Raw genomic sequence first — 22531 nt, 5'->3', positions numbered from 1 at the left:
ATGACCGAGGGAACGACATGAACGCGACACGCTCGACCGATATCGCGCAGAGTGGGAAAGCGGCACAAGAACGCTTCCCGATGGCGCTGATCGTTTTGCACTGGCTGATCGCCGTTTGCATCATCGCGATGCTGGGCATCGGCCTGTATATGGTCGGACTGCCGCGCGGTCTGCCGTTCAAGGCCGCGCTGATCAACTTTCACAAGTCGCTTGGCTTGACGGTTTTCCTGCTGGTGCTGATCCGCATCGGAGTTCTCATGGTATCCGGCAGGCCGCCGTTGCCGCCGATGCGAGCGTGGCAACGCGCCGCCGCGAGCGCTACGCAGGTTCTTTTATACGCTGCAATGATCGCGATGCCGGTGACGGGTTATCTCGGTTCGTCGTTCAATACGTACGGCACGCGTTTCTGGGGCATGCTGCTGCCGAAGTGGGGTTGGGACGACAAGGAACTGCGTCATTTCTGGTTCGGGATTCATGAGATCGTCGCATGGGTTTTCATTGCGTTGATTGCGTTGCATGTCGCGGGCGCGCTCAAGCATCAGTTGATGGACCGCGACGGACTGCTGCGCAGAATACTGCCGTGATGCGCGGCACTCATCAATCGAGGCCTGTTTTCAAGGCACTTTTGCAGGTTCTTTCGGGAGCAGGCGGACGATGAAGGTCAAGGTGCTCGGTTCATCGGCGGGAGGCGGGTTTCCGCAGTGGAACTGCAACTGCCGCAATTGCGACGGCGTGCGCAAAGGCACGATTAACGCGCAGCGTCGCACGCAGTCTTCGATTGCCTTGAGCGTCGACGGCATTGCGTGGCTGCTCGTGAATGCATCGCCCGATATCCTCGCGCAGATCGCCGCGAACCCTGAGATGCAGCCCGCGCGTCACGCGCGCGACACAGGTATCGCCGCCGTGCTGCTGATGGATGCGCAGATCGATCACGTGACCGGTCTGCTGATGCTGCGCGAAAACAGCGGGCATCTGCCGCTGCATGCAACAGATGCCGTCTGGCAGGACCTGTCGACGGGTTTTCCGATTGTGTCGATCCTGTCGCACTACTGCGGCGTCGAACGTCACACTATCGATCTCGATGCCGGTCCGTTCGAAATCGCCGCATTGCCGGGCGTGCGTATCGATGCGCTGCCGCTGTCGAGCAAGGCGCCGCCCTACTCGCCGCATCGCGCGGCGCCGCAGCGCGGCGACAACATCGGTCTGCTGATCACCGCGCCTGGTTCGGGCAAGCGCGTGTTCTACGCGCCTGGCCTCGGCGTGCTGGAACCGCATATCCGCGACGCGATGCGCAGCGCCGATCTGCTGCTGGTCGACGGCACGACATGGACCAGCAACGAAATGATCGAACTCGGTTTGTCGAAGAAAACGGCTGCCGACATGGGCCATCTCGCGCAAACGGGTCCGGGCGGCATGATCGATGTGCTGGATTCGCTCGATAGGCCGAATGCGCGAAAGGTGCTAATACATATCAACAACACGAATCCGATTTTGATCGACGACGGTCCCGAGCGCCGCACACTCGCGCAACATGGGATCGAAGTCGCGCACGACGGCATGTTGTTCGAGCTGTGAGTCAATCGTGAACGAGCGGAGAATCGATCGATGAGTGTCAAAGGCGACATCGCACCTGCATGGACCCACGATGAATTCGAAGCGCAATTGCGCGCGAAGGGGCAGGCGTATCACATCCACCATCCGTTCAACGTGAAGATGAACAGCGGCGGATGTTCGCGCGAGCAGATTCGCGGCTGGGTCGCGAACCGCTTCTACTATCAGATCAATATTCCGCTGAAGGATGCCGCCGTTTTATCGAACTGTCCCGACCGCGAAACGCGTCGCCGCTGGGTGTTGCGCATTCTCGATCACGACGGTTACGGCGAAGACGAAGGCGGCATCGAAACGTGGGCGCGGCTCGGCGATGCCGTCGGTTTGTCGCGCGATGAATTGTGGTCGCTAGAGCATATCGTGCCGGGTGTGCGCTTCGCCGTCGATGCGTATGTGAATTTCGCGCGGCGTGCGCCGTGGCAGGAAGCCGTGTGCTCATCGCTGACGGAAATCTTCGCGCCGCAGATCCATAAAGACCGGTTGTCGACCTGGCCCGAGCATTATCCGTGGATCAAGCCTGAAGGACTCGCGTACTTCCGCTCGCGCATTTCGCTCGCGCAACGCGATGTCGAACATGGGCTCGCTGTGACGCTCGATCACTTCTGCACGCGCGAACAGCAGGAACGCGCGCTCGACATTCTGCAATTCAAGCTCGACATTCTCTGGACGATGCTCGACGCCATCGAGAAGGCCTTCCCAGCATGAATACGCCGACCCACGACAACGCGCAAACCCCTGAAAAACGCGGGCCCAAATTGAGCAACCTGTTCCGCCTGCAATGGGAACCGGCTCAGGATGCGCACGTGCTGCTGTATCCCGAAGGCATGGTGAAGCTGAATCAGAGCGCCGCGCAGATCCTGTTGCGTTGCGACGGCACACGCGATATGGCCGCGCTCGTCGCCGAACTCGAGCAGACCTTCAACGCAAAAGGGCTGGCGCCAGAAGTCGAAGCATTCGTCGACCACGCTCGCTCGCGTGGCTGGCTGGAGTGACAGCATGACCGATCTTTCGATACCGTCGCAGGAGCAGGCGCAGCAGGCATCGCGCAGCAGCGTGGGACCGCCGTTGTGGCTGCTTGCCGAACTCACGTATCGTTGTCCGCTGCATTGCGCGTTCTGCTACAACCCGGTCAACTACACCGATCATCGCGATGAACTGAGCACCGCGCAATGGATCGACGTGTTGCAGCAGGCGCGCAAACTCGGCGCGGCGCAACTCGGCTTTTCCGGCGGCGAGCCGCTGATGCGCGACGACCTCGAAGAACTCGTCGCCGAAGCGCACCGGCTCGGCTTCTATACGAACCTCATTACGTCGGGCGTCGGTTTGACGGATGCGCGGCTCGATGTGCTCAAGGCCAACGGGCTCGATCATATTCAACTGTCGTTTCAGGACTCGACACAGGAACTCAACGACTTTCTCAGCAGCACGCGCACGTTCGATCTGAAGAACCGCGTTGCGCGTTCGATCAAGGCGCATGGCTTTCCGATGGTGCTCAACTGCGTGCTGCATCGCTACAACCTGCCGCACGTCGACAAGATCATCGACATGGCGCTCGCGATGGGCGCCGAATTTCTGGAACTCGCGAACACGCAGTACTACGGCTGGGCGCACGCGAACCGCGCGCAACTGATGCCGACAGCCGAACAGCTGCGCGATGCGGAAGCCGTCGTTGAGCGTTATCGCAAGGAAATCGGCAATCGCTGCAAGATCTTCTTCGTCGTGCCCGACTACTTCGAAACGCGGCCCAAGCGCTGCATGAACGGTTGGGGTTCGGTGTTTCTCGGCGTGGCGCCCGATGGTGCCGCGCTGCCCTGCCATTCGGCACGCTCGCTGCCGGGTCTCACGTTTCCGAACGTGAAGGACACGTCGCTCGAACACATCTGGTTCGACAGCGACGCGTTCAACCGCTTTCGCGGCTTCGAGTGGATGAAGGAGCCGTGCCGCAGTTGCGACGAAAAGACCAAAGACCTCGGCGGCTGCCGCTGTCAGGCGTATCTGCTGACACAGGACGCTGCCAATGCCGACCCCGTCTGCGACAAGTCTGCGCATCACGAGCAGGTCGTGCGCGTCGTGCGCGAGGCGGCGAACCGTCCGGCGACGCTCGCGCCCAACGAACAGCCCGTCACGTTCCGCAACGACGCAAACTCGCGACGCCTCACGGCGAGCGCGCAAGAACCCACAGCGACGCCCCACAACGAGGGAACGCGATCATGACGACGCCCGAAATCTCCGTGCTTCTCGTCGACGATCATGCCGTCGTGCGCGAAGGCTACCGAAGGCTGCTCGAACTGAGCCCCGACGTGCGCGTGGCGGGCGAAGCCGCCGACGCGACACTGGCCTATCAGCGCTTCTGTGCGTTGCAGCCGGATGTCGTCGTAATGGATCTCGCGCTGCCTGGCGCGAGCGGAATCGAAGCGATGCGGCGCATGCTCGCGCGAGAGCCCGAAGCGCGCGTGCTGATTTTCAGCGTGCATGAAGAGACGCTCTTCGTGCGCCGCGCGTTCGATGCCGGTGCGTGCGGCTATGTGACGAAAGCGAGCGCCCCCGATGTGCTCGTCGAAGCGGTGCGCGCCGTCGCGCGGCGCGTGCGCTATCTGAGCGCGGATGTGTCGCACGCGCTTGCGCTACGTACGATGTTCAGTGAAGGGCCGCCCGGACGTCAGTTGTCCGCGCGTGAATTCGAAGTGCTGCGTTTGCTGGTGCAGGGCTTTACGCTGCCTGTGATCGCCGAACGGCTCGGCTTGAGCCAGAAGACGATTGCGAATCATCAGTCGGCGATCCGGCAGAAGTTCGGCGCGAACAATGGCGTACAGCTCGTGCAGATTGCGCAGCGGCTCGGTCTGCAGTTCTCGGAACTGGCCGCGCCTCACGAGCTTTTCGGTTCGCCGGCACCGATGGAAGCGCTCGGTTCGGGCAGTCCGAGCTGAGCAGGCACGCGCGCGCAAATCAGAAAGCCGCGCGCGGGCTCGCTGGCCACATGAAACTCGCCGCCCAGCGCTTCTATGCGCTCGCGCATGCCTACCAGTCCCAATCCCAGACGCGGCTTCGACAGATCGACACCTGGGCCGTCGTCGGCTACGGTCACGACGATTTCACCGCCGCGTTCGCTATCGGCGGGCGCTCTCACCAGATAGATTTCGACACTCGCCTCGCGCGCGAACTTCGATATGTTCGTCAGCGCTTCCTGCACGAGACGATAGAGCGTGATGTTGAGGGCGTCGGAGAAACCATCGAAATCGCCGTCCATGGTGAGCTTGAACGATGCCTCAGGCAGCCGCTCGCGCCAGCCTTCCACGCAATGTTCGATTGCGCTAGGCAGACCCAGTTCGTCGAGGCCGATGGGCCGCAGCTTGCGGATCATTCCGCCGATCTGCCGGTACACGAAGCCCGCGCTTTGCATCACGGCCAGCGACGCGCGATGAATTTCGTCCTGATCCGTCGATACGGCCGAGAGGTCGCGAATACGCGCGGCGTCGAGCGCAATCGCATTCAGGTATTGCCCGAGTTCGTCGTGCAATTCACGCGCGAGATGACGGCGCTCGGCTTCCTGCGCTTCGATGCCCTGACTCGCGAGCCGCCTGTTCTCGGCAAGAAGCCGTGCGGCTTCTTCTTCCGCTGCGCGGCGGCGCAGCAACTCCTTGTGCGATTCCCGATAGCGTCGCCACGCAAACCACGCGAGGCCCGCCGCGAGGACGAACAGCGTGACAGGCAACTCGTCGAGCTGATAACGCTCCGCGCGGCGGCTCCAGCGGTACGCGAGTTCGCTGACGTCGAATATCGAACACAGCGCGCCGACGATCAACGTCAACACCACGACGCACAGGAAGTCACGCCACGCGACAGAGCGTGATTCTTTGGCAGGCGTCGCCATCGACACACGCTGCGCCGCGCGCTGCGATTCCGCCGCATTCGCGCGACTGCCTGCTGCTTGCCGCTGCGCCGGCTCGCGATGCGTCGGTCCGGCAGAAGAGAGAGCTTCGGGCATGAGCGTATCGATGGAAGCGGTGACTTATTCTACTCATCCAACGGGCGAAGCGGCCGTCGCAGACGAAGCAAAGCAAAGCCCCTACCGCGACTCAATCGACCCCTGACTCGGCGGCGATGTCACAATCCCCCACGCCAGCGGCAAATCCCCAATCTGACTGACCGTCTGATAGTTGTTCTTCGCGTCCAGCACGAAAACGGCATTCGAGCGACCGCACGCCATCAGCACCTTCGATCCATCCGGCGTGAAGCTGAAATGCCAGCAGCGCTGGCCGACGGGCGCATCGGTGACATGCTCGTACGTCTTCGCATCGAACACCTGCAAGGTCTTGTCGCGCGCCGCAGCGACGAGCAGATGCTTGCCCGACGGATCGAACGCGACGCCGTACGGGCCCATCTTCGTGTCCACCGTCTTCACCGTCTTGAGCGTCCCTGCATCGAGCACGACGAACTTGTTGGTGTTCTCCAGCGTCACCACATACTGCTTGCCGTCCGGCGACGCCTTGATGCCGCGCGGCCGCGATCCCTTGTCGAGCTTCAAGGTGCGCACCAGCTTGCCCGTGCCCGTGCGATACACGGACACCGTATCGTCGCCCTCGTTCGTCACAAGCAGTTCGTGACCGTCCGGCGAGAACTCGACGCCTTCCGTCTCATGTCCGCTCTTCACCGAGCGCACCACCTTCATCGTCTTCAGATCGACGATCGCGACTTCCGCTGGCGGGCTGTTCGCGTCGTCATCGTCGTCGTGACCGCCCTTGCCGCCTTTGCCGCCCGCCGCTTCCGTTTCGGGCTTACCCTCGGGTTTGGCGTCAGGCTTGCCTGCGTCCTGATTCGCGGCCATGGCCTGCGGCGGCGGACCGCTCTCGCCCGGCTCGTACGTCACATACGCAAAGCCGCGATGCACGCGCACGAACTCCGGGTTTTTGCCGATCTTCACGCGCGCCACGACTTTATCCGTCGATGTATCGATCGCCGACAGATCGCCCGACTTGTTCGCGACCAGCAGCCTGCGGCCGTCCGCCGTCAGGCTCAGGCCGCGCGGGCCGTCCTTGCCGAGGCCGATCGTTTTGGTGAGCGTCATCTGGTCGAGGTCGATCACGCCGACGCCGTTCGTCTCGCTCGTCACGTACGCGACGGCAGCCGCGGATGCCTCGCCGGCAGCCGTGCCCATTAGAACGGCAAGCGCGACCGATGCCGCCACGCGGCCAGATCTGCGTGTATGGCCGCGTGTATGTCCGCGTTTATATCCGATAGTGCGTTGCATCGATGTCTCCTGCGGAGTGTTGTTCGACGGGCCCGCGTCGAATCGCGCGCGCCATATTCGTTGTGCCGCAAGGGCAAATTCACCCAAGCTCAAGTTAGCGCATCGCGCGCCGGGATGACAGTGTGGAAGCCCGGGAGTTTTTCCCGAAATCGATGGACGCGCGCCGTTCAATGCGCGGTGTCCGGTTCGGACGCGAGGAGACCGACGAGCGCATCGACGCCGCGCCGCCACGACTGATCGGTGTTGCCGCGAATATCGACGGAACGCTGGAACACGACCTGCCCGCTCGCCGTGTCTTCAATGCGCAAATTGATGTTCAGAATGAGGTTGCTGATTTTCTGCACCCAGCACACGCCGACGCGCTGTGTGCCGAGTTGCCGCGCGATCTCCCGCTCGCAGCCGTTGCAGCTGCTCAGGTCCTGCGTGGCCTTGAGCCTGTCGATGAGCGTTGTCGCGGGACGATTGTCCGCGACCTTGTAAAGACCGCGCTGATCGACGAGCGTGCGCAGTTGCGCGCTCACCATCGTCGCGCGTGTCTGCTGCGTCTGCGTAACGGAAGGATCGTTATAGGCTGCGTTGTCGTCGAGCACAACGCAGTCGAGAAGCGCGATGGCGGGCGGCGCGGCCGCGACTGTCACCGAAACGGTACACAGTGCGGCGCCGACAGCGAGCAGACGGAACACGGCGCGCGGGCGCTGCGCTTTGAAACCGACAGAACGGAATCGCGAGACGCTCAACGCAACAGGCCCTCCATGATCGATGTGCGCGGACGGCAGGCACATCGATGCGCTCGCCCTCGCGGCAATCGTCAAGCAGATAACGGGCCCGAACGCTGCGACGTATGCAGCGCGCGTGATTCGCTTACGTTTCTGCGGCCAATTGAGCGGCCTGCGCAGCGGCTTCGGCGGCGAGCGCCTTGCCGACTTCATCGGCGAAACGCTGTAGCGCAGAAAGTGGCCCGCAAACGCTGTGATACATCTGACTGCCGATCTGCGCATCGAGCAGCACCTGCATGCCGGATTTCTTCGCCATTTCGATCAGATCCACCTGAGTCTCCTTGCCTGGTCCGCGCCTGTCGCGACAACACCAGCGTACCCAGTCAAATTGACCGTCATTCTGCTGAACAGAGGGCAAGGATTGGATCTATTTACCTGTTTCGACGGCGCGCCGCCACCCAACGCGCACGCATTGAAAGCTCACGGCAATTTCAGCGGCGACGAAGCGATGGGCCGCGACGCCAGTTGTGGCTCTTTCGCCGAAGACGGTTCGGCTTTCGGCGGGCGCACCGTGTCGCTTCTTATCGAAAACCCGAATGTGTTCACACCATCGAGGCTGCGCGCGAACACCACGCCGCCGTGCATGTCGGCGACTGCCTTGACGATCGCGAGCCCGAGCCCGTGATTCTCGCGGCTATTCGTGCGCGACAGTTCCGCCCGATAGAAGCGGTCGAACACATGATCGAGCACCTCGCCCACGATCGGCGCACCCGGATTCGCGACGGCGACCCACACACGCCCCGCCTCGCGCGAAATCGTCACCTGGATCGTCGCGCCCGGCGTGCAATGATGAATCGCGTTGATCAGCAGGTTCGCGCAGGCGCGGCCGAACAGCGAGCGGTTGACGCGCGCCGCCGCATCGCCGTGCAATTCGGCCTGCACGTGCGCCTCTTCCATCGGCATTTCGAGGAACTCGACGGTGCGCGCCACTTCCGTTGCAAGCGACACTTCGACCAGTTCCGTCGCGCGTTCGCCCTGGTCCGCGCGCGCAAGAAACAGCATGTCGTTGATGATGCCGCGCATGCGCTCGAACTCTTCGAGATTCGATTGCAGCGTACGGCGCAGATCGTCGACCGAGCGATTGCGCGTCAAGGCCACCTGCGTCTGTCCTATCAGAATCGTCACAGGCGTGCGCAATTCGTGCGCGACATCGGCATTGAACGATTCGAGGCGCACGTAGGCCTGATCGAGCCGTTCGAGCGCGCCATTGAACGAATGCGCGAGGTCGTTCAGTTCGAACGGCAGTTCTGTCGTGCGCAAGCGCTGCGAGCGGTTGTCGGCGCTCACCTCGGATGCATCGACCGTCAACCTGCGCAACGGCGCAAGCCCGATGCGCGTGACCCAGTAACTGAGCAACGACGCGCCGAACGCGCCGAGCGCCGACAATGCAGCCAACGCAAGGCCGAATTCGCGCAACGCCTGCTCGGTCGGTGCGTAACTCGTGGCGACCTGCAATTGCACCTGCGGACGCTCGCCGTTCGGCGGAATGATGAGCGTGCGCGTCAACAGATCGTGGCCGGTGCCGTTGTCTGCGACGCGCGCATAGTCGCCGCTCCATTGCTGCACGATCGTACCCGTCACCGTATGACCGTAGTTGAAGAGCGGCGTCGCGCTCGAAATCGAATAGAGACTCGTGCCGTCGCGTGGCGTCATGTCGCCGAGTTTTTCTTGCGCGATGCGCCACTTGTCGCGATTGATCGCGTGATGCACGATGATGCGCGCCACTTCCGTGCGGCTGTCGAGCGAATCGCGCAGGCGCTGTTCGAGTTGCGAGCGCATCACGAGGAACAGCCCCGTATCCACCAGCGTAAACACAGACAGCGCAACGAGCGCGAACAGCAACGCGAGCCGCCGCGCAATCGAACGGGTCGAGCGAATCATGATGCCTCCGCTTCCTCTCTGACTTCGAGCACGTAGCCCATGCCGCGCATCGTGTGCAGCAGCTTGGTGGGAAACGGCCCGTCGAGCTTCGCGCGCAGCCGCTTGATCGCCGTTTCGACGACGTTCGTATGGCTGTCGAAGTTCACATCCCACACCAGTTCCGTGATCATCGCTTTCGACAGGATATCGCCCTGCCGCCGTGCGAGCACGCTCAGCAACTGGAACTCTTTCGCGGTCAGGTCGAGCCGCACGCCGCTGCGCGTCGCGCGTCGCCCGATCAGATCGACATACAGATCGCCGACGCAAATGAGCGTCGATTCCTGCACACGCGTACGCCTCGCCAAAGCGTGCAAACGCTCCACCAGTTCGAGGAACGAGAACGGCTTGGTGAGGTAATCGTCGGCGCCTTCGCGCAGGCCGCGCACGCGGTCGTTCACGTGATCGCGCGCGGTCAGCATGATGACGGGCGTCGATTTACGCATGCGCAGCGACTTGAGCACACTGAGCCCGTCGCGCTTGGGCAGCATCACATCGAGCACGATGATGTCGTAGTCGAACTCGGATGCGAGATGCAGGCCCTCTTCGCCGTCGAGCGCGACGTCGACCACCCAGCCCTGTTCCGTCAGACCACGGCGCAGATAATCGACGACCTTGAATTCATCCTCCACGATGAGCAGCTTCATGGGCGCTCCTTTCTATTGTCTTCCTCATTATAAGTAGGCTTTTCAAACGTGCTCAGCCCGCCCTTTACAGTCTGTTTTCAGTTCGGCGCGTGTGGGACCGATGTGTCATTCGATGCATCTTTTGCAGCAGCGTCATGTTGCGTATCCACCTCCTGCGCGTCCCAGCCGCCGCCGAGCGCCTTCACGAGCGCAACGGATGTCGTCATCTGCTGACCGTGAATCTGCACATCCTGACGCTCGCTCGTCAGCAGCGATTGCTGCGCGGTGATCACGTCGAGGTACGCGACGAGTCCGCCCGAATAGCGGTCATTGGCAAGCGACAGCAGCCGCTGCGCATCGGCGACGGCATCGTGCGACTGCGACGCGGCGCGGTCGAGCACTGAGAGTCCCGTAATCCCGTCCTGCACCTGCTGGAACGCCGTCAACACTGCCTGCCGATAATTGGCCTGCGCGGCCTGATAGCCCTCGTTGGCGAAGTCGACATTCGCGGCGCGGCGCCCGCCGTCGAACACGACCTGACTGAGCGCGGCACCGAGCGACCACATCAGGCTCGGCGCACTCAACAGGTTCGCGAATTCCGTGCTTTGCCAGCCGATGCCCGGCGTCAACGTCAGGCTCGGAAAGAACGCGGCCTTGGCGACACCGATCTGCGCATTCGCCGACGCCATCGCGCGTTCCGCCGATGCAATGTCCGGCCTGCGTTGCAACAGATCGCTCGGCAAACCGAGCGGAATGGAAGGCACGGGGTATTCAGCCACTTTCGGTTCGATCGAAAACTGCGGTGCAGGCACCGCGACGAGCGCCGCGATCGCATGCTCGAACTGTTCGCGCTGCGTGACGAGAAGCTGTGCCTGCACGCGCGTCTGATCAAGCAGCGACTTTTGCTGCAACACGTCGAGCCCCGATACGGAGCCGAGATCGTGTTCCGTCGTTACATAGTCGAGCGCTTTCTGTTGCAGTTGCACCGAGCGGTTCAGCACGTCGATTTCGGCGTCGAGTTCGCGCAACGAGAAATAGTCGGTGGCGAGATCGGTGGTCAGCACGAGGCGCGCATTCGCGAGATCGTCGCGCGACTGTTCCGCCGACGCCTGCGCGCCTTCCACATCGCGCCGGATGCGGCCGAACAGATCGACGTCGTAGTTGATCGTCGGACCAAGCTGCAGATTGTTTTGCACCGTCGACTGGTTCGGAACCGCGTAGTTCGTCACGGGCCGGTTCTTCGACACGCGCTCGCGCGCCGCCGATGCAGACAGATCGACTTCGGGAATCAGCTGCGCGCGCGTGTTGGCGAGCGTGGCGCGCGCCTGCGCGTAGTGCGCGCTCGCAGCGACAAGCGTCTGGTTTTGCGCGAGCGCCTGCGTTTCCAGTTGTTCGAGCGTGCCGTCGCCGAATGTCTTCCACCACTCGGGCGCAAGCGGCGCATGCGACGGCTGTGCGAGACGCCAGTACGAATCGGTGTGCCATGTGGGCGGTGCATCCGCCAGCGGCCGCTTGTAGTCGGGGCCGACCGTGCACGCGCACAGTGCCGCAGCCAGAGCGAACGTGCCGATTCGCGCGGCATACACAGGCAAATTCACGAGCGTATTCACGACGACGCCTTGCCCTTCGGCTGCGATTGACCTTGCGGATGCGTCACTTCGACATGATCGCCGTCTTCGATCGAATCGCTCGGGTTGATGATCACGCGATCGTTCGGCTCGATGCCACTTTCGATTTCGAGCGTCTGTCCGAGATCCTGTGCAATCGCGACCTTGCGCAGATGAACGACGCCGTCGTTATCGACGACAGCGAGCCGCGGCCCTTCCGCGCGAAAAAGCAGCGCATTGCCGGGCACCGACAGTTGCGCGCGCGCACCCGACGGCAACGCGACCTGCACATACGCGCCCGGCCGCAGCTTGCCGTCCGGATTGCGCAGCGTCACTTCGACTTGCAGCGATCGCGTGGGCACGTCGATCGCGCCGGAAATGTTCGTGATGCGTCCGTTGAACTGCTGCCCCGGCAACTCGGCCTGCGTGACGACCACGTCTTCGCCGACCTTGATGTTCTGCGCATACGCCTGCGGCAATTGCACATAGACGCGCAACGGGTCCGACTGTGCGAGCGCGAACAGCGCGCGGCTCGTGCCGCTGCCCGCATCGATCAGATCGCCGACATCGACGTTGCGCTGCGTGACCACGCCCGCGAACGGCGCGACGATGCGCTTGAAGCTTTCCAGTTGACGTAGCCGTTTTACATTAGCCTCGGCGGCGGCGAGATTCGCGACGTCCTGCGAATACGTGCTCTGCCGTTCGTCGAGTTCCTGCTGCGAGACGGCGTCGCGTTGACGTAGTTGCTGCCAGCGTTCGAACGAGCTTTTCGCGAGACCGAGGCTCGACTGGATCTGATCGCGCTGCGCAACCGCTTGCGCGAGTTCCTGATCGATTTCAGGCGTATCGAGTTCGGCAAGCAATTGCCCTTCTTTCACACGCGCGCCGATGTCCGCATACCAGTGCAGCAGATAACCTGTCGCGCGTGCATAGATCGGCGACTCGACATAGCCGCGCAACGTACCCGGCAGGACCGTCACGCCGCTGGTGCCATCGGCTTGCGTAGGCGTCACGACATCGACGTATTGCTTCGCGTTTTGCTGCGTCATCTGTGCGACCGAGCGGCCTTGCACGATGTTCGCGATCACCGTGCGCAACGCGCCTATCGCGAGCAGCAGCAACACGATTACGATCGCGATCTTCGCGCGCCGCCACTCGCGATGACGCGGCGGCAGCGCGTGCCCGTCCTGAGTTTCCCGCGCGGGAATCGCTAGCGAAGAGTGAGTCTTTTCAGTCATCTCGATCGTCCGTGTTCGGGCTGTGTCCGTGTGCGTCGTCACGGCCGTTCTGTGAGTGATGCGTGCCGCTCTGCGATTCGTCGCGCTCGCGTGCGGACTTGCGATGCGCGAGCCGGCTATGAATGCCCGCGAACACGAGCGGCACGAAGAAAAGCGTCGACACCGTCGCGAACAGCAGGCCGCCGATCACCGCGCGGCCGAGCGGCGCGTTCTGTTCCGCGCCTTCGCCGAGGCCGAGCGCCATCGGGATCATGCCGATGATCATCGCGAACGCCGTCATCAGCACAGGCCGGATACGGCTTGCGCCTGCTTCGAGCGCGGCCGTGAGCGGCGGCGCACCTGCCGTCAGACGCTGGCGTGCGAACGAGACCATCAGAATGCTGTTTGCGGTCGCGACGCCCATCGTCATGATCGCGCCCGTCAGTGCAGGCACGCTCAGATGCGTGCCCGTCAAAAACAGCATCCACACGATGCCCGCCAGCGCAGCGGGCAACGCGCTCACGATAATGAGCGGATCGATCCACGACTGGAAGTTCACGACGATCAGCAGATACACGAGCACGATCGCCATCGCGACGCCGATGCCGAGTCCGAAGTACGACGTGCGCATCGTCTGGACCTGGCCGCGTATCGCGATCTGGCTGCCGCGCGGCAAACTCGCGCGTGCCTGATCGACGAGCTTCTCGATCTGCCGGTCGACGCTGCCGAGATCGCGGCCTTCGACGCTCACGAACACATCGATCACAGGGCGAATGTTGTAGTGCGTGACCATCGCGAACTGGTTCTGCGGCGAAACCTGCACGAGATTGCCGAGCAGCTGCGTCGGCCCCGTCGACGATGCGGACACCGGCGTGCGCAACAGCTGATCCACGGAAGAAATCTGATACTGCGGCGTCTGCACCGCAAGGTTGTACTCGACGCCATTGCGCGGATTGAACCAGAAGCCCGGCGATGTCTGCGTGCTTCCCGACAACGAAATCAGCACGTTCTGCGCGACGTTATTCGCGTTCAGGTTCAATTGCTGCAAACGCGTGCGGTCCATCTGCAGATTGATCACAGGCTCGTCGAGCTTCTGCTGGATATGCGAATCGACGGCGCCGGGAATCGTGCGGATCTGCTTGAGCAGCTTTCTCGCGATCTCCAGATTGCCTTCCTGATTCGAACCGACGATCTGCACATCGACGGCAGCGGGCAAACCGAAGTTGAGAATCTGCGTGACGATATCGGCGGGTTGAAAGAAGAACTCCGTGCCGGGAAAGCGCTGCGGCAACAGCGTGCGCAAGCGGTCGATATAGCCGAGGCTCGGCTTGTGGTCCTCATTCAGCGCAAGCTGTATCTCACCGTCGAGCGTGCCGATCGTACCCGCGTTGCTGTACGACAGATTGATGCCGCTATACGGCAAGCCGAGATTGTCGAGCACGGTGCTCAACTCGTTGGGCGGAATCACTTCGCGCACCACTCTTTCGACCTGATCGGCGAGCCGTGCCGTTTCTTCGATACGCGTGCCCGTTGGCGCGCGCATATGCAGACGTATCTGCCCCGCGTTCACGCGCGGAAAGAAGTCTTCGCCGAGGACGAATGTGAGCGCCAGCGAGACCACGCAAAAGCCGAGGAACATCGTGCCGAATAACCGGCGTCGCACGAGAAGACTGCTGAGCACCATGATGTACGCGGCGCGCATCGTCTCGAAACTGCGATCGAAACGTCGATGCAGACGCACAAACAGATTCGGCTGCGCCTTCGGATCGTGCTTGTGCGCGTGGCCCATCAGCAGCATCGCGAGCGTCGGCACGAGCGTTCTCGACAGCACATACGATGCGAGCATCGCGAACACCACCGCTTCCGCAAGCGGCACGAACAGATAGCGTGCGACGCCTGTCAGAAAGAACATCGGCACGAACACGATACAGATACACAGCGTCGACACGAGCGCGGGAATCGCAATCTCGCCCGCGCCATCGAGAATCGCATCGTGCAGATTCGTGCCTAAATGCAGATGCCGTTCGATGTTCTCGATGGTCACGGTCGCATCGTCGACGAGAATACCGACCGCGAGCGCAAGGCCGCCCAGCGTCATGATGTTGATCGTCTGTCCGAGCGCATGCAGCGCGATCAGCGAAGTCAGGATGGAAAGCGGAATCGAGATTGCGATGATGCAGGTGCTGCGCCAGTTGCCGAGAAACAGCAAGATCATCGCCGCCGTCAGCGCGGCGGCGATCACGGCCTCGCGCACCACGCCACGAATCGCGGCCTTCACGAACACCGATTGATCGAACAGCGGCGTGACCTTCAGGTCGGACGGCAACGCGGCTTGCGCGTTCGGCAACAGATCGTGCAGCGTATTGACGATCGAGAGCGTCGACGCACTGCCCGTCTTCAGAATCGAAATAAGCACGCCGCGCCGGCCGTTTTCGCGCACGATGTTCGTCTGCGGCGAGAAGCCGTCGCGCACGTGCGCCACTTCGCGCAGATAGGTCGTCGCGCCATTCACCGTGCGCACAGGAATGTCGTTCAGGCCCGCGACCGTCGTCGGCGAGCCGTTCATGTTGACCGTGTATTCCTTTGGGCCGATCTTCGCGGTGCCTGTCGGCAGGATCAGGTTTTGCGCGTTCACGGCATTGACGACATCGAGCGGCGTGAGTCCCTTTGCGAGCAGCGCGCGCGTGTCGAGATCGACGGAAATCAGGCGGCTCTTGCCGCCATACGGATACGGTACCGCAGCGCCCGGAATCGTCACGAGTTGCGGGCGCAGAAAGTTGAGCGCCGTATCGTTGAGATCCTGCTCGGATAGCCGCGGGCTCGACAGGCCGAGTTGAATGACGGGAATACTCGACGCCGAATAGCTGATGACGAGCGGCGGCGTCGCGCCGGGCGGCATCTGCTTCAGTTGCGCCTGCTCGACAGCGACGGTCTGCGCAATGGCCGTCTGGATGTTCGCATTCGGTTGCAGAAAGAGCTTGATGATCGCGATGCCCGCGAGCGATTGCGATTCGATGTGCTCGATGTCGTTGACGGTCGTCGTCAGGCTGCGCTCGTTGACGGACGTGATGCGGTTCGCCATGTCCTGGGCCGACAGGCCCGTGTAGTTCCAGATGATGCTGACGACGGGAATGTTGATTTCCGGCAGCACGTCGACGGGCGTGGTGAACAGCACGAACGGCGTCGCCAGCACGATCAGGATGGCCATCACGATGAACGTGTACGGCCGCTTCAATGCGAGATTGACAATCCACATACAGGTGTTGGTATCCGAAAGAAGCGCGCAAGCGTGACGTGAAGCGGCGGCGTCAGTCTCTTGCTGCGCGTCCGCGATGACCTGGTGTTAATGCTAATTCGATAGCACCAACGAACCGATGACGCGAAAATGGCAGTTTTGCCATATTCGCCATTCTGCCGAGGCACGCGTATTGCAGGCGTGGTAATCCACTGTAAGGTTTATAGTCGTGTCGTCACTGCTGATAAAAAGGCCAACATGAAGCGCTTCTCGATGATCCGCGAGTTTCATCTCGCCGACTGGTTCACGCTAGGCAATGCGGTATGCGGCACTGGCGCGCTGTTTTCGATGATGACTTACATCGGCAGCGCAGAAGTGATGCACGTGTACTTCGCCAGTGCGCTCGTATTCGCCGCGCTCGTGTTCGATGTACTGGATGGGCGCATCGCGCGCTGGCGTCAGAAAGCGTCGCTGCTGGGCAAGGAACTGGATTCGCTCGCCGATGTGATCTCGTTCGGCGTCGCGCCGGCGATCATCGGCTATGGATGTGGAATGCGCGGGCTATATGACCGCGTGCTGCTCGCGTATTTCGTCGCGTGCGGAGTGTCGCGTCTTGCACGCTATAACGTGACGACGGAGGAGATGTCGGGCGGCTCGGGGAAAGTGACACACTTCGAAGGTACGCCTATCCCGACATCGTTTGCCATTGTCCTGCTGCTCGTCATCGCCGCGTGGCAAGGGGCTCTCGGTCCGCAATTATGGTTCGGCGAATGGCGTATCGCAGGTTATGTACTGCATCCATTGACACTGGTGTATGGAATCTCCGGATCGCTGATGATCAGCCGCATCCGCATTCCGAAACCTTGAATGCTTAATGGATCAATTGCCCTTGTACGTGGTGCGATTGAGTTGCTCGAGTTGTCCGTCGCGCTCGGACTGGATCAACTGCTGGCGTACATCCTGGCGCGACTCGGGCGCCATGCGCGCGCCCTGGGCCGCGCTACCCCAATTGACGCCGCCCTGCCCCGTATCCGTTGCCGGATTCGCCGATTGCGCCTGGGTCTGATCCATTGGCTGGCTGTCCGTCGGCGTGTCCTGCGCATAGGCGCTCGACATGGCTGCGACGCCTGCCGTTACCACGAGACTGAGAAGAAGTTGCTTCATTTCGAGGCTCCTTGATCGCGAGAGACTGTGCAGCGAAAAAGAACCTTGCAGGCGGCTCGCGACACCTGCAACGTCACTTTCACTCTACGCTTCGTCGGTGGCGCAACGCTGGCATTAGTATGACGAAGCTGCCAGTTTCAGGAGACTCGGCCTTCGAACCCCAGCAGTACATTGACTGCGTTGACACCGATCTCGTCGACCATATAACCGCCTTCCATCACGAAGAGCGTCGGCACGTTCAGGCTTGCGAGTATTTCGCCGACGCGCAGATAGTCGGGCGTGCGCAAGCGGAAATGACTGATGGGATCGCCCTCGAAAGTATCGACGCCAAGCGACACCACGAGCGCACCCGGCGCATGATTTGCGATTGCCGAGCACGCTTGCCGCAGCACGGGTTCGTACTGGTTCATGTCCGTGCCCTTCGGCAGGGGCATGTTCAGATTGAAGCCCTCGCCTTCGCCGATCCCGCGCTCGTCGGCAAAGCCCGAGAAGTACGGAAACGATACGGAAGGGTCGCCGTGTATCGACGCGAACAGCACGTCATTGCGGTCGTAGAAAATGTCCTGCGTGCCGTTGCCGTGATGGAAATCGACATCGAGCACGGCGACACGTTTCGCTCCCTGTTCGATGCAACGCTGCGCAGCGATCGCCGCGTTGTTCAGATAGCAATAGCCGCCCATGTACTCGCGGCCCGCATGATGTCCGGGCGGACGGCACAATGCAAAGACCGCCTTCTCTCCACGCGAGAGCAGATCGATACCCGTAAGCGCCGAATTCGCACTCGCACTGACCGCGCTCCACGTCCCGGCATTGATGGGCGAACCGGCGTCCATCGAAAAGAAACCCAGCTTGCCGTCGATGAATTGCGGCATCGCCGTCGACGGCAAGCCGCGCACGGGCCACACGAGCGGCAGCGCCTGGCAGGTGCGGCCTGTCGCGGACCATTCGTCCCATGCGGATGCGAGAAACTCGACGTAGCGTTCGCTATGCGCGCCCACGTAACATGCCTTGTCATAGGCATGCGGGGCAAGCACATCGCCGAGGCCCGCGGCTTTGACCTGTTTCAACACGGTCTCTGCGCGGGCTGGCTTTTCGAAGGAATCGGAAACGGCGCCGTCCTTGAGTTCGACGCCGTGATGCAAGCGATGATCGCTGCTATAGATGGTCTGCATGGTGATGTACGCCGTTGAAGGTACGTACAGTCTACCGGTGCAAAATCAGTTTGCGCCGCGAATCAGAAGAGATACAACCCGGCGACAAAGATCACACCCGAGAACAGCAACGCCGTCACGCAATAGCCCATGATGTCGCGCACGCCAAGGCCCGCAATTGCCAGTGCAGGCAGTGCCCAGAACGGCTGCGCCATATTGGTCCATGCTTCGCCGTACGCAATCGCCATCGCGGACTTGCCGAGATCGGCGCCGATCGCTTTGGCGGCGGGCATTACGAACGGCCCCTGCACGACCCAGTGGCCGCCGCCGCTCGGCACCGCAAAGTTGATCACGGCGGAACTCAGGAACGTCAGCAGCGGGAACGTGTGGACGTTTGCGATTTCGATGAACCAGTTCGTGATGACGCCCGCAAGACCCGAGTGATCCATCGTCGCCTGAATGCCCGCATAGAACGGGAACTGGATCATGATGCCCGCTGTACCGCGTGCCGCAGTGCCGATCGCGCGTGCATACGCCATCGGCGTCTTGTGCAGCAGAATGCCTGCTGCGAGAAACACGATGTTGACGGTATCGATGTCGAGGCTGAAGCCTTTCTTCGTAAAACGAATCACGAGATAGACAGCGATCAGCAACGCAACCAGAATAGAAAGAATGCGGCTCTCTTCAATGCGCTCGGCCCACGTCGAATCAGCCGTGATCTTGCGTTCGACTACTGGTTCATCCGTGAAGAGCGCGGGATCGACGGATACGACTTCGTCGGCGCGCGGCATCATCGCGCGCACCAGCAGCGGCAGCATCACGATCAGCGCAGCCGTGATGAAGAGGTTGTAGCCGGTGAAGAGCGTCTGCGAGACGGGGATCAGGCCGATCACCTTCTCCATCGGATTGCCCTTGGTCGCCGCGACGAGCGGTACCGAACCCGACAAGCCGCCATGCCACGTGAGAAAGCCCATGTACGCAGCCGCGACCAGCAAGCGGTAGTCGACGCCGCGCACGCGCCTCGCCACTTCGCGCGCGAACATCGCGCCCAGCACGAGACCGAAGCCCCAGTTGATCGCACACGCGATGCCGCTCACCAGCGCGACGAGCATCGTGCCTTGCACGGGTGTTTTCGCCAGGCCGCCCAATGCGGACAACGCATTCTTGACGGGCCCCGACGTCGCCAATGCATGGCCCGTCACGAGGATAAGCGCCATCTGCATCGTGAAAGCGAGCAGATTCCAGAAGCCGCTGCCCCACATGAACACGAGTTCGTCGGGCGTCCTGGGCGTGAGGCCCAACGACAGTGCAAACGTTATCGCCGTCAGAAGCAGCGCGAAAATGAGGGGATCGGGCAGATAGCGGTGAACCACCTGCGTAAAGAAGCGGGCAATACCTTGAATCACGACGTCTCCAGCGATTGTTCAATTGTTCATTAGATGCGCGCGAGATTCTGCCACAGCTATGCACAATGAGTCGGCGAACTGCACAAGGGTTCGCTGGATGGCCGACACGTTGCTGTGTCGGCGGTGATTCGGGTTCGCGATGCGCCTAGAGGTCGAGTTCGCTCAGGCCAGGATGATCGTCGGGTCGGCGGCCGAGCGGCCAGAAAAACTTGCGCTCGCTTTCCTTGATCGGCAGATCGTTGATGCTTGCATGGCGATGATGCATCAGGCCGTCAGGCCCGAACTCCCAGTTCTCGTTGCCGTACGAGCGGAACCAGTTGCCCGCGTCGTCGCGCCATTCATAGGCGAAGCGCACTGCGATGCGGTTGTCCGTGAAGGCCCACAGTTCCTTGATCAGACGGTACTCGAGTTCGTTGCCCCATTTGCGCGCGAGGAACGCGCGCACTTCGTCGCGGTTGTGGACGAACTCGGCACGGTTACGCCACCAGGTGTCCTGTGAATACACCAGTGCGACTTTGGACGGGTCGCGTGAATTCCAGCCGTCTTCGGCTTGCCGCACTTTCTGGATCGCGGTTTCGCGTGTGAACGGCGGCAGCGGCGGACGGATTTCTGTGTTGCTCGACATCGACTTCTCTCTTTGTGAATGGTGACGGTGTGGGTCATTATTCGTGAAGTCGGGTTGTCAGTTTGTCGGGATGGGCTCCGTTTAGTGGATTCGCATGGCGCTATTTGCCACGTTAATTCACACTTTCAAGCCGACGCCTCCCCAACCGTCTGCTGCAGCAGTTCAGCCGCAATATCCGCGACACGCTCCACATGCGCTCTCGCCGCCTCACGTGCGCGCTGCGCATCGCGGGCACGCAGCGCATCGAGTATGCGGTTCATCTCCTGCACGGCCTGCCGCCCACGATCATCGGAAGCAATCGTCATCGCGCGCAGACGATTGATGCGCGCATTCAGCGTCTGCACGATCTCCCACGACACCTTCTTGCCGCCTCCATGAAACATCGCTTCATAGAAGACGGTCGTCAATTCGCGCACGGTCTGATGCGCATGCATGTCGAACGCCTGCTGAATGCGCGCGATGCATTCGCCGAGATGCGCGAACACGGCTTCATCGGCATGCAACGCGCAGGCCGCTGCCGCATCGCCCTCAAGCAACCCGCGAATTTCGTAGATCTCCGCGGCCGTATCCGAATCGAGCATCGCGACAATCGGCCCCTGGTTCGGGATCGAATCGACGAGACCTTCCGTTTCCAGATGCCGCAACACCTCGCGCACCACGGTTCGGCTTACACCCAGCTCCTCGCACAGCGAGCGCTCGACGAGCCGCTCCCCAGGATGAAAATGCGCTTCGAGTATGGCCGTGCGCATCTTCTCCAGCGCGAGTTCGCGCAACGTCGTCGTGCGACGTTCGACTTTCAGTGAAGGCAGCGCGTGACTCATAACAGTCATCAAGCTTGAGCGAAGAGGCGCACGTCGCGCGCATCCCAATCGACGAGCGCCTGCGTGCCGATCGACAATCCGCTGTCATGCCGCTGCCCCGCCGGCATGCGAATCGAAATCTCCTGCTGCCACGGCGTCGCGACTGCGTAGTGCATCGCATCGCCGAGATACGTGATGTCGCGCACGGTCACGGGCAATCCGCTCGCGCCATTTGCCTTCGACGTATCCTGCAACGAGTGAATGCGCATCTGCTCGGGGCGGATCATCAGCGTGCCGTCCTCGCCCGCCGTGAGCGCCGGATTGAAGCTGCCCGACGCCACTTCGTGACCATTCGGGAACACGCCGTTCATACGGCCATCGCTATGCGCCGTCACGCGCACCGGCAGGAAATTCGAATTGCCGATAAAGCTCGCGACGAAGCGCGACGACGGATTCGCATACAACTCTTCGCCCGTACCGACCTGCTCGATGCGCCCTTTGTTGAACACGGAAATGCGATCCGACAGACGCAGCGCTTCTTCCTGATCGTGCGTCACATAAAGAATCGTGACGCCTGTCTCCTGGTGAATACGCCGTAATTCAAGCTGAATTTCTTCGCGCAGCTTCTTGTCGAGCGCCGACAGCGGCTCGTCCATCAGCAGCACAGGCGGATCGTAGGCCAGCGCGCGCGCAATTGCCACGCGCTGCTGTTGTCCGCCCGACAGTTGCGCGGGCATCCGGTCGCGGCACTCGGACAGATGCACGAGCTTGAGCATCTGCTCGACTTTCGCCTTCACTTCAGCATCGGGACGGCGGCGCACGCGCAACGGGAACGCGACATTCTCGCCGACGGTCAGATGCGGAAACAGCGTGTAGCGCTGAAACACCATGCCGATGTTGCGCTTGTTCGGCGCAACGGAGAGTAGCGGCTTGCCGTCGATCAGCACGCGCCCTTCGCTCGGCTCCTGAAAGCCCGCGACGATATAAAGCGTCGTGCTCTTGCCCGAACCCGACGGCCCGAGAAACGTCATGAACTCGCCTTTGCGCACATCGAGCGACACGTTGTCGATCGCGACGACGTCGTCGTAAGTCTTGCGCAGGCGCTGTATTTGCAGGAATGCAGTCATGTCGTTCACCTCAATCATTACATC

22 protein-coding genes are annotated in these 22531 nt (G+C 61.8%); 7 read left to right on the top strand and 15 right to left on the bottom strand.

Going from position 1 to position 22531, the window contains the following annotated elements; all coding sequences use genetic code 11:
- Positions 1-17: 17 nt before the first annotated feature.
- The 6 genes from QEN71_RS32695 (at position 18) to QEN71_RS32670 (ending at position 4535) form a co-directional block, all read left to right on the top strand.
- Positions 18-584, top strand: a complete 567-nt coding sequence (locus QEN71_RS32695; protein WP_201647287.1) for a cytochrome b — start codon at positions 18-20, stop codon at positions 582-584.
- Between the two features lie 70 nt (positions 585-654).
- A complete protein-coding gene (pqqB, locus tag QEN71_RS32690; protein ID WP_201647286.1) occupies positions 655-1575 on the top strand; it encodes a pyrroloquinoline quinone biosynthesis protein PqqB in 921 nt (306 codons plus the stop codon).
- Positions 1576-1605: 30 nt separating this feature from the next.
- Positions 1606-2313: a pyrroloquinoline-quinone synthase PqqC gene (gene pqqC / locus QEN71_RS32685; protein WP_201647285.1), complete on the top strand. Its 708-nt coding sequence runs from the start codon at positions 1606-1608 to the stop codon at positions 2311-2313.
- Positions 2310-2600, top strand: a complete 291-nt coding sequence (pqqD, locus tag QEN71_RS32680; RefSeq protein WP_201647284.1) for a pyrroloquinoline quinone biosynthesis peptide chaperone PqqD — start codon at positions 2310-2312, stop codon at positions 2598-2600. Before pqqC ends, pqqD begins: the two co-directional genes overlap by 4 nt.
- Positions 2601-2604: 4 nt before the next feature.
- Positions 2605-3822 carry a pyrroloquinoline quinone biosynthesis protein PqqE gene (gene pqqE / locus QEN71_RS32675; protein ID WP_201647283.1) on the top strand — a complete coding sequence of 406 codons (1218 nt, stop codon included), beginning with the start codon at positions 2605-2607 and terminating at the stop codon, positions 3820-3822.
- Positions 3819-4535, top strand: a complete 717-nt coding sequence (locus tag QEN71_RS32670; protein ID WP_201647282.1) for a response regulator transcription factor — start codon at positions 3819-3821, stop codon at positions 4533-4535. The genes pqqE and QEN71_RS32670 overlap by 4 nt, the downstream gene beginning before the upstream one ends.
- Here QEN71_RS32670 and QEN71_RS32665 read toward each other — a convergent pair.
- From QEN71_RS32665 to QEN71_RS32625, 9 genes are all read right to left on the bottom strand, one after another.
- Positions 4475-5479: an ATP-binding protein gene (locus tag QEN71_RS32665; RefSeq protein ID WP_223959145.1), complete on the bottom strand. Its 1005-nt coding sequence runs from the start codon at positions 5477-5479 to the stop codon at positions 4475-4477. The genes QEN71_RS32670 and QEN71_RS32665 overlap by 61 nt on opposite strands.
- Positions 5480-5674: 195 nt before the next feature.
- Complete coding sequence (locus tag QEN71_RS32660; RefSeq protein WP_201647280.1) at positions 5675-6856, bottom strand: cytochrome D1 domain-containing protein; 1182 nt, start codon at positions 6854-6856, stop codon at positions 5675-5677.
- Between the two features lie 167 nt (positions 6857-7023).
- Positions 7024-7593 carry a DUF3280 domain-containing protein gene (locus QEN71_RS32655; protein WP_233471632.1) on the bottom strand — a complete coding sequence of 190 codons (570 nt, stop codon included), beginning with the start codon at positions 7591-7593 and terminating at the stop codon, positions 7024-7026.
- A 124-nt stretch (positions 7594-7717) separates the two neighbouring features.
- Positions 7718-7903: a hypothetical protein gene (locus QEN71_RS32650; RefSeq protein WP_201647278.1), complete on the bottom strand. Its 186-nt coding sequence runs from the start codon at positions 7901-7903 to the stop codon at positions 7718-7720.
- A gap of 149 nt (positions 7904-8052) precedes the next feature.
- The gene (locus QEN71_RS32645; protein WP_201647277.1) at positions 8053-9513 is read right to left on the bottom strand and encodes a heavy metal sensor histidine kinase; all 1461 of its coding nucleotides are present in this window, start codon (positions 9511-9513) and stop codon (positions 8053-8055) included.
- Positions 9510-10196, bottom strand: coding sequence for a heavy metal response regulator transcription factor (locus QEN71_RS32640; RefSeq protein WP_201647276.1), 687 nt, complete (start codon positions 10194-10196; stop codon positions 9510-9512). The genes QEN71_RS32645 and QEN71_RS32640 overlap by 4 nt, the downstream gene beginning before the upstream one ends.
- A gap of 77 nt (positions 10197-10273) precedes the next feature.
- Complete coding sequence (locus QEN71_RS32635) at positions 10274-11785, bottom strand: efflux transporter outer membrane subunit (RefSeq protein WP_377789538.1); 1512 nt, start codon at positions 11783-11785, stop codon at positions 10274-10276.
- On the bottom strand, positions 11782-13020 hold the full coding sequence (locus QEN71_RS32630; protein WP_201647275.1) for an efflux RND transporter periplasmic adaptor subunit: 1239 nt from the start codon (positions 13018-13020) through the stop codon (positions 11782-11784). Before QEN71_RS32630 ends, QEN71_RS32635 begins: the two co-directional genes overlap by 4 nt.
- Positions 13013-16255 (bottom strand): efflux RND transporter permease subunit, encoded by a 3243-nt coding sequence (locus QEN71_RS32625; protein WP_201647274.1) that lies wholly within the window; start codon positions 16253-16255, stop codon positions 13013-13015. Before QEN71_RS32625 ends, QEN71_RS32630 begins: the two co-directional genes overlap by 8 nt.
- 237 nt (positions 16256-16492) lie before the next feature.
- On the opposite strand from QEN71_RS32625, the gene QEN71_RS32620 reads away from it, so the two are divergent.
- Positions 16493-17101 carry a CDP-alcohol phosphatidyltransferase family protein gene (locus QEN71_RS32620; protein WP_201647273.1) on the top strand — a complete coding sequence of 203 codons (609 nt, stop codon included), beginning with the start codon at positions 16493-16495 and terminating at the stop codon, positions 17099-17101.
- Between the two features lie 12 nt (positions 17102-17113).
- On the opposite strand, the gene QEN71_RS32615 is transcribed toward QEN71_RS32620, so the two are convergent.
- The 6 genes from QEN71_RS32615 to QEN71_RS32590 form a co-directional block, all read right to left on the bottom strand.
- Positions 17114-17398, bottom strand: coding sequence for a hypothetical protein (locus QEN71_RS32615; RefSeq protein ID WP_201647272.1), 285 nt, complete (start codon positions 17396-17398; stop codon positions 17114-17116).
- Positions 17399-17535: 137 nt separating this feature from the next.
- Positions 17536-18570: a histone deacetylase family protein gene (locus QEN71_RS32610; RefSeq protein ID WP_201647271.1), complete on the bottom strand. Its 1035-nt coding sequence runs from the start codon at positions 18568-18570 to the stop codon at positions 17536-17538.
- Positions 18571-18632: 62 nt separating this feature from the next.
- Complete coding sequence (locus QEN71_RS32605) at positions 18633-19955, bottom strand: TIGR00366 family protein (protein WP_201647270.1); 1323 nt, start codon at positions 19953-19955, stop codon at positions 18633-18635.
- A gap of 145 nt (positions 19956-20100) precedes the next feature.
- Positions 20101-20580, bottom strand: coding sequence for a nuclear transport factor 2 family protein (locus tag QEN71_RS32600; RefSeq protein ID WP_201647269.1), 480 nt, complete (start codon positions 20578-20580; stop codon positions 20101-20103).
- A 125-nt stretch (positions 20581-20705) separates the two neighbouring features.
- Positions 20706-21401 carry a GntR family transcriptional regulator gene (locus QEN71_RS32595; RefSeq protein WP_201647268.1) on the bottom strand — a complete coding sequence of 232 codons (696 nt, stop codon included), beginning with the start codon at positions 21399-21401 and terminating at the stop codon, positions 20706-20708.
- 8 nt (positions 21402-21409) lie between these two features.
- Positions 21410-22507 (bottom strand): ABC transporter ATP-binding protein, encoded by a 1098-nt coding sequence (locus QEN71_RS32590; protein ID WP_201647267.1) that lies wholly within the window; start codon positions 22505-22507, stop codon positions 21410-21412.
- Between the last annotated feature and the right edge of the window lie 24 nt (positions 22508-22531).

This window comes from Paraburkholderia sabiae (genome assembly GCF_030412785.1).
Taxonomy (GTDB): Bacteria; Pseudomonadota; Gammaproteobacteria; order Burkholderiales; family Burkholderiaceae; genus Paraburkholderia; species Paraburkholderia sabiae.
Note: the sequence above shows the minus strand (reverse complement) of the source record. Positions and strands in the feature narration are given on the sequence as shown.

Coding starts and splice junctions, on each gene's coding strand:
- QEN71_RS32695 (WP_201647287.1), top strand. CDS start 18: ATGAACGCGACACGCTCGACCGATATCGCGCAGAGTGGGAAAGCGGCA.
- pqqB (WP_201647286.1), top strand. CDS start 655: ATGAAGGTCAAGGTGCTCGGTTCATCGGCGGGAGGCGGGTTTCCGCAG.
- pqqC (WP_201647285.1), top strand. CDS start 1,606: ATGAGTGTCAAAGGCGACATCGCACCTGCATGGACCCACGATGAATTC.
- pqqD (WP_201647284.1), top strand. CDS start 2,310: ATGAATACGCCGACCCACGACAACGCGCAAACCCCTGAAAAACGCGGG.
- pqqE (WP_201647283.1), top strand. CDS start 2,605: ATGACCGATCTTTCGATACCGTCGCAGGAGCAGGCGCAGCAGGCATCG.
- QEN71_RS32670 (WP_201647282.1), top strand. CDS start 3,819: ATGACGACGCCCGAAATCTCCGTGCTTCTCGTCGACGATCATGCCGTC.
- QEN71_RS32665 (WP_223959145.1), bottom strand. CDS start 5,479: ATGGCGACGCCTGCCAAAGAATCACGCTCTGTCGCGTGGCGTGACTTC.
- QEN71_RS32660 (WP_201647280.1), bottom strand. CDS start 6,856: ATGCAACGCACTATCGGATATAAACGCGGACATACACGCGGCCATACA.
- QEN71_RS32645 (WP_201647277.1), bottom strand. CDS start 9,513: ATGATTCGCTCGACCCGTTCGATTGCGCGGCGGCTCGCGTTGCTGTTC.
- QEN71_RS32640 (WP_201647276.1), bottom strand. CDS start 10,196: ATGAAGCTGCTCATCGTGGAGGATGAATTCAAGGTCGTCGATTATCTG.
- QEN71_RS32630 (WP_201647275.1), bottom strand. CDS start 13,020: ATGACTGAAAAGACTCACTCTTCGCTAGCGATTCCCGCGCGGGAAACT.
- QEN71_RS32625 (WP_201647274.1), bottom strand. CDS start 16,255: ATGTGGATTGTCAATCTCGCATTGAAGCGGCCGTACACGTTCATCGTG.
- QEN71_RS32620 (WP_201647273.1), top strand. CDS start 16,493: ATGAAGCGCTTCTCGATGATCCGCGAGTTTCATCTCGCCGACTGGTTC.
- QEN71_RS32615 (WP_201647272.1), bottom strand. CDS start 17,398: ATGAAGCAACTTCTTCTCAGTCTCGTGGTAACGGCAGGCGTCGCAGCC.
- QEN71_RS32610 (WP_201647271.1), bottom strand. CDS start 18,570: ATGCAGACCATCTATAGCAGCGATCATCGCTTGCATCACGGCGTCGAA.
- QEN71_RS32600 (WP_201647269.1), bottom strand. CDS start 20,580: ATGTCGAGCAACACAGAAATCCGTCCGCCGCTGCCGCCGTTCACACGC.
- QEN71_RS32595 (WP_201647268.1), bottom strand. CDS start 21,401: ATGAGTCACGCGCTGCCTTCACTGAAAGTCGAACGTCGCACGACGACG.
- QEN71_RS32590 (WP_201647267.1), bottom strand. CDS start 22,507: ATGACTGCATTCCTGCAAATACAGCGCCTGCGCAAGACTTACGACGAC.